This window comes from Paenibacillus sp. BAC0078, from assembly GCF_054483875.1.
Genome location: NZ_JBTLRW010000013.1, coordinates 17,824 through 32,442 on the forward strand (window position 1 = coordinate 17,824; position 14,619 = coordinate 32,442).

General features: G+C 53.5%; 14 protein-coding genes and 1 pseudogene. 3 read left to right on the top strand and 12 right to left on the bottom strand.

What is annotated here, in order from left to right:
• Positions 1-26: 26 nt before the first annotated feature.
• From ACX1DY_RS21625 to ACX1DY_RS21640, 4 genes are all read right to left on the bottom strand, one after another.
• On the bottom strand, positions 27-2,498 hold the full coding sequence (locus ACX1DY_RS21625; RefSeq protein ID WP_458966274.1) for an O-antigen ligase family protein: 2,472 nt from the start codon (positions 2,496-2,498) through the stop codon (positions 27-29).
• Between the two features lie 142 nt (positions 2,499-2,640).
• Positions 2,641-3,834, bottom strand: a complete 1,194-nt coding sequence (locus tag ACX1DY_RS21630; protein WP_458966275.1) for a class I SAM-dependent methyltransferase — start codon at positions 3,832-3,834, stop codon at positions 2,641-2,643.
• A gap of 28 nt (positions 3,835-3,862) precedes the next feature.
• The gene (locus tag ACX1DY_RS21635; RefSeq protein ID WP_458966276.1) at positions 3,863-4,666 is read right to left on the bottom strand and encodes a PhzF family phenazine biosynthesis protein; all 804 of its coding nucleotides are present in this window, start codon (positions 4,664-4,666) and stop codon (positions 3,863-3,865) included.
• The gene (locus ACX1DY_RS21640; protein ID WP_458966277.1) at positions 4,663-5,340 is read right to left on the bottom strand and encodes a DUF6483 family protein; all 678 of its coding nucleotides are present in this window, start codon (positions 5,338-5,340) and stop codon (positions 4,663-4,665) included. The genes ACX1DY_RS21635 and ACX1DY_RS21640 overlap by 4 nt, the downstream gene beginning before the upstream one ends.
• A 211-nt stretch (positions 5,341-5,551) precedes the next feature.
• Here ACX1DY_RS21640 and ACX1DY_RS21645 point away from each other — a divergent pair, with 211 nt between their 5' ends.
• The gene (locus ACX1DY_RS21645; protein ID WP_458966278.1) at positions 5,552-6,841 is read left to right on the top strand and encodes an MFS transporter; all 1,290 of its coding nucleotides are present in this window, start codon (positions 5,552-5,554) and stop codon (positions 6,839-6,841) included.
• A 90-nt stretch (positions 6,842-6,931) separates the two neighbouring features.
• Here ACX1DY_RS21645 and ACX1DY_RS21650 read toward each other — a convergent pair whose 3' ends face one another.
• Both ACX1DY_RS21650 and yyaC read right to left on the bottom strand, forming a co-directional pair.
• Positions 6,932-7,717, bottom strand: coding sequence for an alpha/beta fold hydrolase (locus tag ACX1DY_RS21650; protein WP_458966279.1), 786 nt, complete (start codon positions 7,715-7,717; stop codon positions 6,932-6,934).
• Between the two features lie 118 nt (positions 7,718-7,835).
• Entirely contained in the window at positions 7,836-8,363 is a 528-nt protein-coding gene (gene yyaC / locus ACX1DY_RS21655; RefSeq protein WP_458966280.1) for a spore protease YyaC, read from the bottom strand.
• A gap of 147 nt (positions 8,364-8,510) precedes the next feature.
• On the opposite strand from yyaC, the gene ACX1DY_RS21660 reads away from it, so the two are divergent.
• Both ACX1DY_RS21660 and ACX1DY_RS21665 read left to right on the top strand, forming a co-directional pair.
• A complete protein-coding gene (locus tag ACX1DY_RS21660; protein ID WP_458966281.1) occupies positions 8,511-8,735 on the top strand; it encodes a DUF1128 domain-containing protein in 225 nt (74 codons plus the stop codon).
• 115 nt (positions 8,736-8,850) lie between these two features.
• Positions 8,851-9,276: a YtxH domain-containing protein gene (locus ACX1DY_RS21665; RefSeq protein WP_458966282.1), complete on the top strand. Its 426-nt coding sequence runs from the start codon at positions 8,851-8,853 to the stop codon at positions 9,274-9,276.
• Positions 9,277-9,362: 86 nt separating this feature from the next.
• Here ACX1DY_RS21665 and ACX1DY_RS21670 read toward each other — a convergent pair whose 3' ends face one another.
• The 6 genes and pseudogenes from ACX1DY_RS21670 to ACX1DY_RS21695 form a co-directional block, all read right to left on the bottom strand.
• The gene (locus ACX1DY_RS21670; protein ID WP_458966283.1) at positions 9,363-10,133 is read right to left on the bottom strand and encodes a sigma-70 family RNA polymerase sigma factor; all 771 of its coding nucleotides are present in this window, start codon (positions 10,131-10,133) and stop codon (positions 9,363-9,365) included.
• Positions 10,130-10,582, bottom strand: coding sequence for an anti-sigma B factor RsbW (gene rsbW, locus ACX1DY_RS21675; protein ID WP_458966284.1), 453 nt, complete (start codon positions 10,580-10,582; stop codon positions 10,130-10,132). Before rsbW ends, ACX1DY_RS21670 begins: the two co-directional genes overlap by 4 nt.
• 18 nt (positions 10,583-10,600) lie before the next feature.
• Positions 10,601-10,939 carry an STAS domain-containing protein gene (locus ACX1DY_RS21680; protein WP_458966285.1) on the bottom strand — a complete coding sequence of 113 codons (339 nt, stop codon included), beginning with the start codon at positions 10,937-10,939 and terminating at the stop codon, positions 10,601-10,603.
• Positions 10,940-11,051: 112 nt separating this feature from the next.
• A pseudogene (locus ACX1DY_RS21685) lies at positions 11,052-12,248 on the bottom strand (response regulator); the annotation flags it as partial.
• 21 nt (positions 12,249-12,269) lie between these two features.
• Entirely contained in the window at positions 12,270-13,136 is an 867-nt protein-coding gene (locus tag ACX1DY_RS21690; protein WP_458966286.1) for a CheR family methyltransferase, read from the bottom strand.
• An 89-nt stretch (positions 13,137-13,225) separates the two neighbouring features.
• A complete protein-coding gene (locus tag ACX1DY_RS21695; RefSeq protein ID WP_458966287.1) occupies positions 13,226-14,383 on the bottom strand; it encodes a PP2C family protein-serine/threonine phosphatase in 1,158 nt (385 codons plus the stop codon).
• Positions 14,384-14,619 lie beyond the last annotated feature (236 nt).

Sequence of the window (14,619 nt, forward strand, 5' to 3'; positions counted from 1 at the left end):
AATCCATAATTTTACGGTGCGCCTATTTATCCGGTCCCCTGCTTGGATGAATAGGCTATTTGCTGTACACAGCTGTTTTCCAGTCCAGAATAGTAAGCTTCCGCCCGCAGCCTGCTTAATTGCAGGCCCAGACCTTCAATTTCCTTGGCGATTCCGAACCGGCGGTCATTATGCTCTCTCCCTTTGCTGCTGTCATTTGCGCTCAGCAGACGGTACTGCCGCAGCAGCTCCATTCCGGCGGCGGCACTTTGGAACGCTCCCTCCCAATCCCCCGCTTTCATCCTGCGAACACTCATATCAAGCATTCCTTTCACCGCCTCTTCCCGCTTAACGGGATTAAAGGCATCCAGCCGCAGGCTTCTACGAACCCTGTACAACGCCGTACCGGGATTATCACCTTGCAAAGCCCGCTTCGACAACTCCCATTGCAGGAGAGCACTCTCCGGTGTATACCTCTGTCTCTCAAGCAGCAGTTCTGTCCCCTGCTGATCCGGGAGCAGCCGGGATAAAAGAACAGCCGTCCTCGGCTCAAGGGGATTCCATTGCAGCGATTGCTGAAGCAGTGATGCTCTTTCTGAAGCCTGCGCCGCCACGATTGCCTGCTTGTAAAGCTCCCTCCCCTTCATCGCATGGAAAGACAGCAGGGCAAGTGTCAGGCTCAAGCCGCAGGCTATAGCCGTCATTGCAATATGCCGTATAGCCCAGCGCTGCTGTGGCCTGCGGCGGGGCTGGGCTGTTGCCAATGGATTAGGGACACCGGTTTCAGCGTACTGGGCTATGGTGAGTGCAGGCCCGGGGGTAACAGTTGTAAGGCCCTGTGCGATTGAGACTGCCACTGAGATTGTGGGTTCAGGTGCAATAATTCCTGAGCTCAGCCTGACAGAAGTGGCGGCAGAGCTCGCTGGTTCGGGTGCAATAGCTCCGAGGCTCTGTGCGGCGGAGATTGTAGACTCCGATGCAATAGATTCAGAACTTAATGCGTCGAGGGCGGTGGCCGAGTTTGCTGGCTCAGGAGGTACAATTCTGACACCTTGTGCAGGTGCAGCAGATGCTCCGTGCAGCGCTTCTGCACGGGCGAGCGCCGGCAGCAGAAACAGCAGCAGCCACGTGAGGCCGTAGCTCCAGTCGAAATCGACTGCGCCGTGCAAGGCGATGACGAGCAGCGGTGGCAGCAGCCTCGGCGAGGCCATTGCCACCAGCCAGCCTGCTGCCGCCAGCAGCAGCAAGGCGGCAGCCAAACCGACCACTCCCGCGTTAAGCAGGAGGTCGAGGTAACCGCTGTGCACCTGGCTGCCTACATAGGGGCGGGACTGGGCGGCGTGATACGCGCTCCGCCAAGTCTCTCCCCCGCGCCCCAGCCAGGGCGCTTCCGCCGCGAGCTTCCAGGCATCGCGGTACATCAGCCCGCGAGCGTTGACCGTCGGCGACGGTCCGGTAATCCGCTCGCGTACCTGCACAAGGACGGCGCTGCCCGCCGCCGTCCAGCCTGCCGCCGCCAGCGCCAGCTTGGCGGCAGCCCCCACGCCCGCCGCGCCCGGCCGGCGGCGGCACAGCAGCGCGCCTGCCAGCAGCGCGCAACCCCAAAGCCCGGCCAGCAGAAGCAGGCCGGGCAAAGGCTCTACCGCCAGCCCGGCGCGGGCTAGCTGGCGGTACAGCAGCGCCGCGCCGGCCACGGGCGCGGCTCCGGCAAGAAGAAGCGGCGCGCAGAGCCGCCGCTTCCAGAGCAGGGCTGCGGCGCTGGCGCAAGCCGCAGTCAGCCACGCGCCGCGCGACTCGCTGAGCAGCAGCGCGGCGGCGTAGGGGAACAGCGGGAGCGTGCGCAGCAGCAAGCGCTGTTCCCCGGCCCGTTCCATGCGGGCAGCGGCGGCGAATAGCCGCTCCAGCAAGAAGACCGCCATCACCGCGCCAAAGGCGTTCGGATACTGGAGCAGCCCGGCCAGCCGCGCACCTGTGGCACTGACTTCCGGGGATTGGCTGTAAGCAACGGCATAGGGAAGATTCATTCCACCGCATACAGCAATCAAAGCGCTTAAGCTGATAGTCATCCCCAGCAAATGCCAGACTGCCGCGAGCAGCCGTCCGCCCCAGCGGTTTCCCGCACAGTAGTATGCAAGGATAGCGAAGGTGGCGTAGAAGCCCCAGCGCAATATTTCGTTCAGTGTTCCCTGCGGGGATATCGGCCCGCGCAGCCATGCAGCAGCATAAAGGACAAGGATCGCCAGCGGACAGATCAGCATCAGCAATTCCGCTTTTCCCGGCACAATACTGCCGCCCATATTGGCTGCCCCCTCTGCCCTCTTGTACAGCCCAGCCACAGCCAGACTCCAAAGTACAAGAGCCGCGCACAGCATAAACCATGAGGTTAGAAACAGATACATCTCCTCAGCAAAAAACAACCCCCGCAGCAGACAAGCCGCCGCACCGGCTGCAAATACCGCCCCAACGCACACAAATATAGTCGCCTGCTCCAGGCCCCTCTGCCGCTTATCCAGCTCCACCCGAATTACCCCTATACGAATCAAGTTATCTATAGCCTTTCCAAATTTCACCTGAAACAAAAGGGGAACGCAAACAAGACGGCCCGCCCCCGCCAGGGAAGCAGCCGTCCTGCAATCACGTTAACGTATTAAGTTTGCGACATCAGCCTTGCACAGCATTGCCGGCTGGCAGCAGATCGGTGCAGGCACGTTCGAGATACGGCTTCGCCCCAAGAAAATCACGGAACGCGCTGTATTCACGCCATTTGGCGGCGTTGTCTCCGGCTGAGCCTTTGACGGCGCGGATCAGAATATTCTTCGGCGTATGCTCCAGGTCAATGAACTCCAGCAGTTGTGTGCGATAGCCCATAAGGTCGAGCAGCTTGGCCCGGATGGCATCCGTAGCCAGAGCGGAGAAACGTTCCTTCAGAATACCATGCGACAAAAGGGGATTCAGCACCTCGCTCTCAATCTGGGCAAACAGCTCATGCTGGCAGCAAGGGACCGACAGGATTACCGATGCGCCCCAGCGGACCGCTTTTTCCAGTGCGGCATCAGTTGCTGTATCACAGGCATGGAGCGTCACGACCATATCAACCTGATCCAGCTCGTTGTAATCGGCAATATCGCCGACCAGGAACCGCAGCTGATCGTAGCCAAGCTTGGCCGCGAGCGCACTGCAATGCTCGATGACATCGGCTTTGAGATCAAGTCCGACAATATTCAGTTCCCGCTGCTCGCGGACGGCCAAATAATGATAGAGCGCAAAGGTTAGATAGGACTTGCCGCAGCCAAAATCCACAATGGTCAGCGGACGGCCGGACGGCAGATCGGCAAGCACATCCTCCACCATCTCCAGAAAGCGGTTGATCTGGCGGAACTTGTCGTATTTTTTGGCCAGCACCTTGCCTTCGTTATTCATAATGCCCAGCTCTACCAGGAACGGCACAGGCACTCCTTCATCCAGCACATACTGCTTGCGGCGGTTATGGGCCAGGTTCGGCGCTTCCTGCTTGGTCGGCGATTTGGTCAGGATGGATACCTTATATTTTTTGCTGATCAGCACCTGATAATCGGCCTCTACGGTACAAAGCAGCCCTTGCCGGAACGTCTCTCTCAGCAGTGACATCAATTCTTCCGCCGCGGCCTCAGCCAGGATATTGCGGTGCTCGACCTTAGGGCCGATATAATAGGCGAACTGATAATGCAGCTTGCCCTTTAATTCTACGGGTTTTACCTGCACCTTGGTGAAGGTGGCTTCGCCTTTGCTGCGCAGCTGGCTCAGGGTCGCCGTAATCAGAGTGCGGCTATTGATGACTTGTTCTATCAGAGTATTCAAAGCTTCCACAGGGTACATCTCACTTTCACATATAAAAATGGAATTGTCATTGCACATGAAACTGGCCGCTGACGACAGTCACAGCCCGGCCCGATAAGGTTACCAGCTCCGGGGTGACTTCCAGCAGCAGCGTGCCGCCACGAGATGAGGCCTGATACGCGGTCAAGTGCGAGCGGCCCATTCTGGCAGACCAATAGGGTGCTAACGCGGTATGCGCGGACCCGGTGACGGGATCTTCATTCACGCCAACCCCCGGTGCAAAAAAACGCGATACAAAATCGACATCTTCGGGCTCACTCTCCGCCGTTACGGCGACCGCTCTTGGCGGAAGCTTGCCGAGCAGCGCAAAATCCGGGCTCAGCCGCCGCACAAGGCTATCATCCTTCAACCGTACCAGCACGTTGTCGGCATAAGCCAAGGTTTCCAGCACATCGTCTTCGTTAATGCCCAGCGCTTGCGCCAATCCGGCAATCGGGCCAGAGGGTACAAGCTCATACGGCGGAAAATAAAGCGAAATCAACTGATCGGATTGTGTCGCCCGTAGCAATCCGCTGCGGGTGTAGAATTTCGCCTCTTCGCCTGAAGCAAGCCGTCCGGTTTCCCACAGCACATGCGCGCTTGCCAGTGTGGCATGGCCGCACAGGTTGACTTCAACGGCAGGCGTGAACCAGCGCAGCCGGTAGCCGTCCTGCTCCGGCCAGAGAAAGGCCGTCTCGGACAAATTCATCTCCGCTGCCGTTTGGGCCATGAAGGCCTCAGGAACAGGTCCTTCCAGCAGGCATACCGCTGCGGGGTTTCCTGCAAATGCGCGATCTGCAAAAGCATCAACGATAAATATTGGCGTGCTCAAACGGTCTTCGACTCCTTTCCTAGTTCAGCAGTAAGCCTTCCCCACTCTTCCAGGCCTTGTCTGACCTCTTCCGCAGGGAGACCGCCGCGTGCCAAATCCTCCGCTGGCTTCAATAGCAGCCGTTCATACAGCTCTTTCCCTTCCGAAGCTACAGCTTCTCCATGTTCCCACAGCCGGTACAGACTATCCTCTGCCTTGGCATAACGGCCCAAGGATTCCATGTAGGTCAGCAGCAGCCGTTCCGTCTTCGCCGGAAGCATATATTCCCGGGCCTCCTGCAGGAGCTCGTCTATTTCCTTCGTCATTTCCATCAGTTCGCGGTCAGCACCATGAAGATCGGCATACAAAAACAGATGCAGCGACCGCATGGCTCTGAACAAGGCCGCGTCCTTATCCCCCGCCGCAGCGTAAATGGAGCCTTCTTCCTTAAGCAGACGCGCCACGCCTTGAAGCCTGTCGGACTCCACCACGCCTCCCAAAACATACATATCAATGATATCCTCCACGGAGAGTGAATTCAAAAGCCGGGAATTCAAGCGGAAATGCCGGTTCAGCAGCTCATCAACCTCCCATAAGGCTTCTGTCGTCTTTTTCTCCTGCTTAAGCGTGAGCACCTTGGCAACCATCGCCGTCATATCCTCAATCATCCGTACGATGTAATCTCTTCTGAACATCCTGTTCTCCCCTCTCCTTGGCTAACGAAATTTTCAATACCCACAACATTTCCCTTTGGACTCATCTTAAACCATTCCTTGGCTCTGCGCCACTTGCCGCATCTTCTGAAGCAGGAAATCCAGGGGTTAATCCAAATGTTCATTGACAAAAAAATACAGGGTAAAATATACTGAACACACTTCAATCTGTATTCGGAGGTGAGGTCCCAGGATGATCCCCGAGAGCACCTCTGAACAAGCTAAAGGCAACCCGCTGCGCAGCTTTGCCGCACCTTTTGCCAAATCACGGGCCTTTCCTTTACTATGGCTCGGACATCTGATTTCCTTCCTGGGAAGCTCGGTGACGATGGTGATTCTGCCCGTTCTGGTGTATTCCCTGACTGGTTCTACTACAACAATGGGCTTCGTAATGGCGGTATACATGCTGCCTAATGTAATCATGCTGCCGATTTCCGGGCATATTGTAGACCGCTACGACCGGGTGAAAATTATGATGCTGGCGGACATTTTCCGTGCCTTCATCATGCTCCTGACGGCTGTGCTCTCACTGTCCGGGCTGCTCACCATCCCGCTGCTGCTGGTATTGGTCGGCTGCTACGGTTTACTTGACGGCCTATTCCAGCCTGCTTACTCCGCAGTCCGGGCCACCGTATTTACCCCGGATATCCGCATTGCCGCCAATTCCCTGACGCAAATGACTTCACAGACCATCCGTCTGATCGGCCCCGTACTCGGCGGGCTGCTCATTACCCATCTGTCGGCAGGCGTCGGCTTTGGGCTGGATGCGTTTACCTACTTGTTTTCGCTGGTCTGTCTGATCCAGTTGCGTAAAGTTCTCGTCTCCCGATTACAGCAGCCAGTGCACTCCCATACAGCTGCAGAAGCCCCCTCCACCCCTCACTGGAAGGAGGACTTCAAGGAAGGGATTGCCGTATTGCGCAGCCATCCCTGGCTCTGGATTACAATTCTGGCCTTTTCTTTCATTAACATTTGCTATGCCGGCATCAGCAGTATTCTTGTGCCTTGGCTCTTTAAGGTTCATCATGGCTGGGAACCTTACGTATACGGGCTTGCCGTCACCTTCTCCGGTGTCGGTGCTATTGCGGCAGGACTGCTGTTCGGCATGAAGAACAAGTGGAGTCACCGCGGAAAAATGGCTTACGGCGGGGTCTTTGTAAGCGGTCTGGCTATGTTCCTGCTGCCCTTTGCCCCCTCTGCTGCAGGTGCGGTCGCCTTGTTTGCTCTTGAAGGCTTCGGTCTGATGATCTTCGGCTTGATTTGGGAGATCAGCCTGCAGGAGCTCGTTCCGCAGGAAGCCTTTGGACGCGTAGCCAGCCTGGACTTGCTTGGCTCGTTCGCACTCCTGCCGGTAGGCTACATTCTGGTAGGCTGGCTGGCCGATCTTATAGGGGGCGTAGCGACTATTTATATTTTTTCGGGACTGTGTATGGCCTGTGTCGCACTTGTGCTCTGCATTCCGGCTATCCGCAAGTTCCAGTGAAACAAAGAAGCAGCCTCGCCGGGTTCGGCGGAGCTGCCTCTTTTGCATTATTAACACGGGCGTTATAACCGCTCCGCTTGTCTCATCTGATTATTTCCTAACCGCTGCATGCACGAAATCCTTGATGGTTTCCGCCAGGCGTTCCGGCGCTTCGTACATACTCATATGCCCCACCCCGGGAATCGTCACCTGGCTCACATTCGGATGATCCGAGGTGAAGATCCGCTCAGGGGATACCTTGCTGTCCTCTGCACCGGCAACAAGCAGCACCGGCAGTACGGTGGCTGAGATGACGTCACGGCGGTCGGGACGCTCACGCATCGCCATCGCGGCGCCTACCGCCCCTTGGGGAGGTGTTCTATAGCCGATCTCCTTCGCACGCTCCAGCAGCTGCGGAGCAGCGCCTGCCGCAAAAAGCCCAGGAATCAGCCCATCCACGAACGCGAAAATCCCTTCATTCTGAATGGTGCTCACACTCTTCAGCCGGTTCTCCTTAGCCTCCTCACTATCCGGGTAGCCAGTAGAATGAACCAGCCCGAATCCCTTCAGACGGGATGCATAACGCTGGGCAAAGGAAAGAGTGACATATCCGCCAAGGGAGTGTCCAAGCAGGTAGCACCCGGAAATCTCCAGCGCGTTCAGCAGAGCCAGCACATCATCGGCCATCTGCTCCACACTGTAAGCCCCAAGCGGAGCATCCGAGCCTCCGTGGCCGCGCAAATCCAGAGCAATCACCCGATAATCGCCGCTAAGGAGCGGAATAACCTGCTCCCAATAGCCAGAGCTTCCACAGAAGCCGTGCAGCAATACAATTACCTCACCTGCGCCTTGATCACTGTAACTAATATTGTATCCCTCATAACGAACATTTTCCATGACGGCTTCCCTCCTTCTATAGAGTAGCTAACTGCAATCGAGCAACCAAGATGATCCGTGGTTTGAGACGGTTTCTTGTCTACATTATTTAAGCAGAATTATCTCTTTTGAAACGCTCTCAAGAATTCAACCCGAACCCGGCTGCCGCCGCTGCGGCAATTTGCCCGGCCATGACCATCACTCTGTGCAGCGGAGTGGTCTGCAAAGTCCGGTAAGGACGGGGACCGTTCAGATCGACGATCGCCGCAATACTGTAATTCCCCACTGCCGGCAAAGACAGTCCGACCGACTGCGCCGGCCGCAGCGGACCTTCAGCCGCCAAAAAAGCTCCGAGTGCAGCCGGTGGCCCCAGGCAGGCATCAACAGCAATAATAAACTGCCCTTCGGGAATCTCCGCTATCCGCAGAGCCAGATTATCCGCGTCACAAGGGGACGGCAGCGTACCGCTCACATGCGGAAAGCCGTGCTCCACCAGCCGGCTGCCGGTCAGCGGTCCAAGCGCATCGCCGGTGGACCGGTCTGTTCCGATGCAGAGAAACGTAATTTGCTCCAGCGGATGCCTGGCCGCGATCTCCCGGAAGAAGGAGACCAGCCCGGAAGCATCCATTTTACTGCGTTTTCTGCTCTCCTGCTCCCTGATTGCCAATGCCCTCTCTCCCTTCAGCTAGTGAAACCTAATGAATATTTTCTCTAATTTAACATGATTCCAGCGGAGCAGACAAAAAAATGGTGTTTGCCTTCATAAACATGATAGAATATTTGAACTAATATACAGAGAGGACTGTTACACCTAATGGATCTATCCCAGCCTACACAGGAAAATGTTGAATACATGATCGAGGGCATCAAAAGCAAGCTGAAGATGGCAAGTGCGGCTGCCATGCAAGCCTCTGCCTTCCCGGTGAGCAACTACGAGGATATACGCGATATTTATGAGGTGGCTATGGGCAGTGACAGACTGAGCATCGCACAGGTTGAGGCACTGGTCTCTGAGCTTGGCCGCCTGCGGCAGAAATAATCGCTGCCCTGAGCAAGAGCGCCTTGATGTTTCAGACTTTGCACCGACGTTTATATACCAAGTAAGAACTTTAAGCCATTCTGAAATACAATATTCTTATAAGGAGTGATCCGCGATGAATAAGGCAGAACCGGAAATTCCGGCAGAGAGCGGAAGCCCATTCTTGAAAGGGATTGTTATCGGAAGCTTGCTGGGCGCTGCCGCAGCGCTGTTGTTCGCACCAAAGCCAGGCCGTGAAGTACGGGGTGAGTTGTCGGATAAATTCTCGGCAGCTACGGACAAAACGAAAGAAGCCGCCGGTGTCGTAACCGATATAACCAAAAGCATCGCCACTGCCGCTCAAGAAAAGGCTGCGGATTTAGCCAGCAGTGTATCCGCCAAAGCCTCCGGTATTTTCACTGCCGTCAGCGACAGCAAGCAGCAAATCGCCGCAACTCTGTCGGACTCGGGCACAGCAACTGCTGAAACCGTCAGCGATGCAGCGGATGATGTCGTGTCTATTGTACAGGATGCAGCAAAAGAGGCTGCGGATCAAGCATAATTCTCAGGTAAAACCCATAAAGGACATGCCTGACCCTGAACGGGGGATAAGGCATGTCCTGTTTGCGAGTTCATCTATTAGTTTCATCAGTAGGAGGAATTCGCCATAATCTGCTTCAGCTTTTCTGTGGCACGCTTCTGAATCCGGGAGACGCTCATTTGCGATACCCCAAGCTTCTGGGCAATTGCCCGCTGCGACTCTCCATCCTGAAAAGCCAGCAGCAGCACCTGCTGCTCCTGCTCTTTAAGCTGCCCCAGCGCCTGCTGCAGATCCATACGCTTCTCCACTGTCTCATAGTCATTTGCTTCAGAACTGATCAATTCACCAAGCGTGGCACCTGTCTCCTCTTGCGAGAGCGGAGAATCGAGAGATACATAATGATAGCATTCTCTTCCCGCCAGCACCTCCACTGTCTCTTCCACCGTAAGATCAAGATACTGGGCAATTTCCTCTATCGCAGGCGAGCGTTCGAGTCTGATGATCAGCTCATCAATAGCCTGCTGCACAAGGGCACCCTTCTCTTTAATCCTTCTAGGAACCTGTATGTACCAGGATTTATCCCGCAGGAAATTTTTCATATGTCCGATCATGCTTTTCATAGCGTAGGGCTCGAAGGGGATTCCCAGACTGATGTCATATTGCTGGAGCAGTCTGATTAACGCCATCTGTCCTACCTGGTACAAATCCTCATACAAATCAGGACGATTGCGGGCGATTTTGCCTGCAGCCATCTTCACCATCGGCTCATATTTGCGAAGCAGCACCGTTGCAATTTCATTGTCTTTGGTCTGCTGGTATTCGCGGATCAGGCTTACCGCCTCGTTCGTGGACTCGGGGGGAGTCACTTTTTCGTTCATACTTTCTCCTCGCTGAAATTAAGCCGCTTAGTCAGGGTAACGGCCGTCCCTCTGCCTGCTTCGCTCACAACGTTAACATCATCCATGAGCGCCTGCATTAAGTAAAATCCAAGCCCGCCTACTTGAACGTCATTCAGCTCTTTATCATGCAGCGTCATGCGTTCTTCGGATGTATCCAAACCGTCAAAGCTCTCCCCTTCATCTTTGACTGTAATGGACAAGGCACTTGTTCCTACTTCAAAGATTACATCAACCAAGCCGTCTTCCTGGCCGTAAGCATACAGGACGGAGTTGTTACAGGCTTCAGACACAGCAACCTTCATATCCTCAATATCCTCGTACGTGAACCCCATCTTCGAGGCAATTCCATATAAATTCAGTCTGACGATATCGACATAATCTGCACTCGCAGGTAACTGAAGAACTACTTTTTGCACGTCATCACTCATCCTTATTTCGATCCTTTCCTAGTGGGAATTCTCTTGGGGGGCAAAAAACTTGGAAATTCCGGTCATATCAAATAGCTTCTGGATTTGCGGCGGAACCTCCGCAACTGCAAACTTAACATCCATTCCATGTCTTGCTTTGAGAATCGAGAGCAGAATGCCGATACCGGTGCTGTCGATATATCTCAGATCCTTCAGATTCATGACAAGATCAAGCCCTGTATCTCCTACGAGCGGCTCCATAACCAGACGAAAATCGGGAGCTACCGACAAATCAAGCTCTCCCACTAGGTAAACCGTACATACACTGCCTTCAGTTTCGGTTTTTGCATGGAACTTTTCGCTTTTATTTGCATTCATAGACAATCTCTCCTGATAAATGTTTTCTTTACCAATAACCCTATAGGCGCATTATTGAAACAAAAACTACGACATTATGCTTAGTGGATCATGCATTCTCTCTTGCCGGCTCCTCCTCCGGAATCATTGCCTGAATCGTAAATACGAAAGCCGCACCCTTTTCCTCAGTAGATTCTACCCGGATATCGCCGCCCATCATCCCGATAAGGGATTTGCAGATGGCCAGCCCCAGACCCTTTCCGCTATATTTGCGGGACATAGAAGAGTCTAGCTGGGAGAACGGCTGAAATAAACGGTCGCATTTCTCCGGGGAAATTCCGATGCCTGTATCCTTAACGGTAAATTCGACCGTAAGCCTATTATCAACTGCCGGGACACTAGACGCAACCAGGTAAACACCGCCTTGGTGGGTGAATTTCACAGCATTCGCCACCAGATTGATCAATACCTGACGCAAACGGACCATGTCTCCATAAATAAGCCTAGGCAGCTTATGATCAATATAATAAGACAGCTCCAGATTCTTTTTGCCTGCTTCGGCAGAAAACAAGCTGAGCTCCTCTTCAATTGTGTTCTGCAGCTCGAAGGGCTGCTCTTCCATTTCCATTTTGCCGGACTTCATCTTGGTGAAATCAAAAATATCATTAAAAACGGTAATTAGTGTATCGGCACTTTTACGGATAATTTCAGTATATTCCTTCTGCTCGGGAGCAAGCTCTGTCTCCATCAGCAGGTCAATCATGCCCACTACACCGTTCATCGGCGTACGAATTTCATGGCTCATCATCGCCAGGAACTCCGTTTTGGCTTTGGCGGCGAGCTCCGTTTCTTCCTTGGCTTTGATCAGCTCAGCGTTAATTCTCTCCAGCTCCTGAGTTTTTTGCTGCAGCAGCATGGATTGCATCTGATGTTTCTTGGCGGTCAGGTACATATCTACAAAGCCTTTAATTTTGGACTTCAGAATCTGCGGAATAAAGGGCTTGACCATATAATCAATCGCACCAGCAGAATATCCCGCAAATAAATGCTCTGCATCCTTGCTGCTTCCGGAGATAAAAATAATCGGGATATCCTTTGTCTTCTCTCTGGCTTTGATTAATTTGGCGGTTTCAATGCCATCCATACCCGGCATCTGCACATCCAGCACAATCACTGCGAATTCATATCTCAACAGACAACGCAGCGCTTCTTCGCCGGAACCCGCTGTGACAAGCTTATAATGCTGGCTCTCAAGCACTGCCTCCAGCGCCAGCAGATTCTCAGGTCGATCATCGACAAGCAGTATATGAACCGGTTCTTGAAACCCCATTTGGCCCCTCCTAACCCGTTATTACATCTTACGGTAGATTTTTTCCACTGTGTCCATAGGCTCATAGCTGTTACTGTGTCTGGTGAAATGAATGGATTCCTTGGAACCGAGCACCAGAACTCCTGACTGGCTGAGACTCTCATAGAACAAGCCGTGGACATGATCCCTGAGTTCTTCGTTGAAGTAAATCATCACGTTGCGGCAAAAGATTACATTGAATTCATTAAACGAGGTGTCTGTCGCCAGGTTATGCTCTGCGAAAATAATGTTTTTGCGCAAGTAAGGCTGCAGAACCACCGAATTGTATTTCGCTGTATAGTATTCGGAGAACATGCGGGTACCGCCCGCCTCCATGTAATTCCTGGTGTATTGCCTCATCTTGCCGATCTCGTATACGCCTTCCTTAGCCTGCTGAAGCGAGCGGGCGTTCATGTCTGTGGCATAAAGCTGCGCCTTTTCGTACAGCCCTTCCTCATGCAGCAGGATGGCCATCGAATATACTTCTTCCCCGGTAGAGCACCCGGCATGCCAGATCCGAATGTGGGGACAGGCTCGAAGCAGCGGGATCACTCTCTCACGGAAGGTGGAGAACATCCCGGGGTCCCGAAACATCTCCGTCACAGGGATGGAAAGGCTGTACACAAACCGTTCAAAGCAGCCGCGGTCATGCAGCACCTTCTCCTGCAGCGCGGATATGCTTCGCACATTCTCGGCATGCACATGATGCCAGATCCGCCGCTTGAGTGAAGGCAGCGCATAATTCCTGAAATCATAACCATACAGGCGATGCACTCCGCTCAAAAGCAGTTCAATTTCAATCTGCTCAAGCTCCTGCTCACTACCCGCCTGGGGGGATAGCTCATGGTACCTACGCTCCATAGCTGTCATTAATCAAAGCTCCCTGCAAATTACCGTATTTCCAGACTGGCTCTTACTAGTACTGTAAGACTATTACCCAAAAACCATAGTTACGAATACTACTTCTTCAATGAAATCCATACCAGGCACTTGTCGTCATCACGTTCCTGATTGGGAGCATTCCTTAAGAAAGCCGCGCGCATGTCCTCTTCCTGCCATTCATGTCCCTTATTCAAATGTCCGATCATAAATTCAAGCTGCTCTTCCTGCCCGCCTTCCGTCATTTCCAGCAGACCGTCCGTATACAGCACCAAATGCCCCTCATCCTTGTAGGTCAGACTCTGTGTCTGGATATCCATGCTGTCAAACAAACCGACCGGATGGCCGGTGCTCTCCAGCAATATCGGCTCTGCAGCACCACCCTCGAACAGGAGTCCTGGCGGATGACCGGCATTTACATAATCAATCCGCTTGAGCCGGGTATCCACAACGAGATAAATCGCTGTGAAGTAGTATTGGACGAGCTGCTTCTCAATGTAGAGCTGGTTGAAACGCCTGTTCAGCTCCTGAATGACCTTTTTGGGCTGCACATAGGCAGTTACGGTATCCTTAAGCACGGATGCCAGGAACATGCAGAACAGCGATGAGGAAATCCCGTGTCCCATCATATCCAGCAAAATGACAGCATACCGTCCGTCTCCAAGGGGATACCAGGCATATAAGTCACCCGCCAGTTCAAACGAAGGATGGTAGAGGGCATGCACTTCAAACGCCTCTTCCTTCAGCGGCTGGCTAAGCACCGCATTCTGCACCATAGCGGCCAGCTTCAGCTCATCCTGTATCCGCTGATCCCGCTCCTTATGCCAATCCTTCTCCCGCTTCAAACGTAGCGCCAGGCGGATGCGGGCCATCAGCTCCACCTTGTTAATCGGTTTGGTCACATAATCGCCTGCGCCGGCATCCAGCGCCTCCGCCAATTTTTTGGAATCTCCAACGGCAGTGACCATAATAATCGGGATATCCCTTAGATGCTCATATTGCTGGACAACGCTGCATGCTTCAATACCGTCCATTTCCGGCATCATCATATCGAGCAGAATCAAATCAATATTTGGCGGCCGCTGGCCTGCGGCTTCGCTTTCTGAACCGATGCCAAGCAGCTTCAGCATTTCTTTGGCAGAGGCTGCAGTTGCAAAATCCCGGTAACCTTCTTTTTTCAGAATTTCACGGATAATGATGACGTTAGTTGGATTGTCGTCTACGATAAGAATTTTCAAACTTTTTCACCCCGCACAAATTGAGTCTTAATCTTACAACCCGCAAGTCTTTATATATTGCTCTATCATACGATATTTGAACAACCTCTTTCCACGCAGAACTCAGCAGCATACCCCGGATGAAGTCCTTACTTTCGTACTCAACAAAGTAACCTCCAGCCCCACTGCAGGTAGTGGGACTGGAGGTTACGCTATTGGACTATGGACTCTCCATGCACACAACACCATAAAGCGGA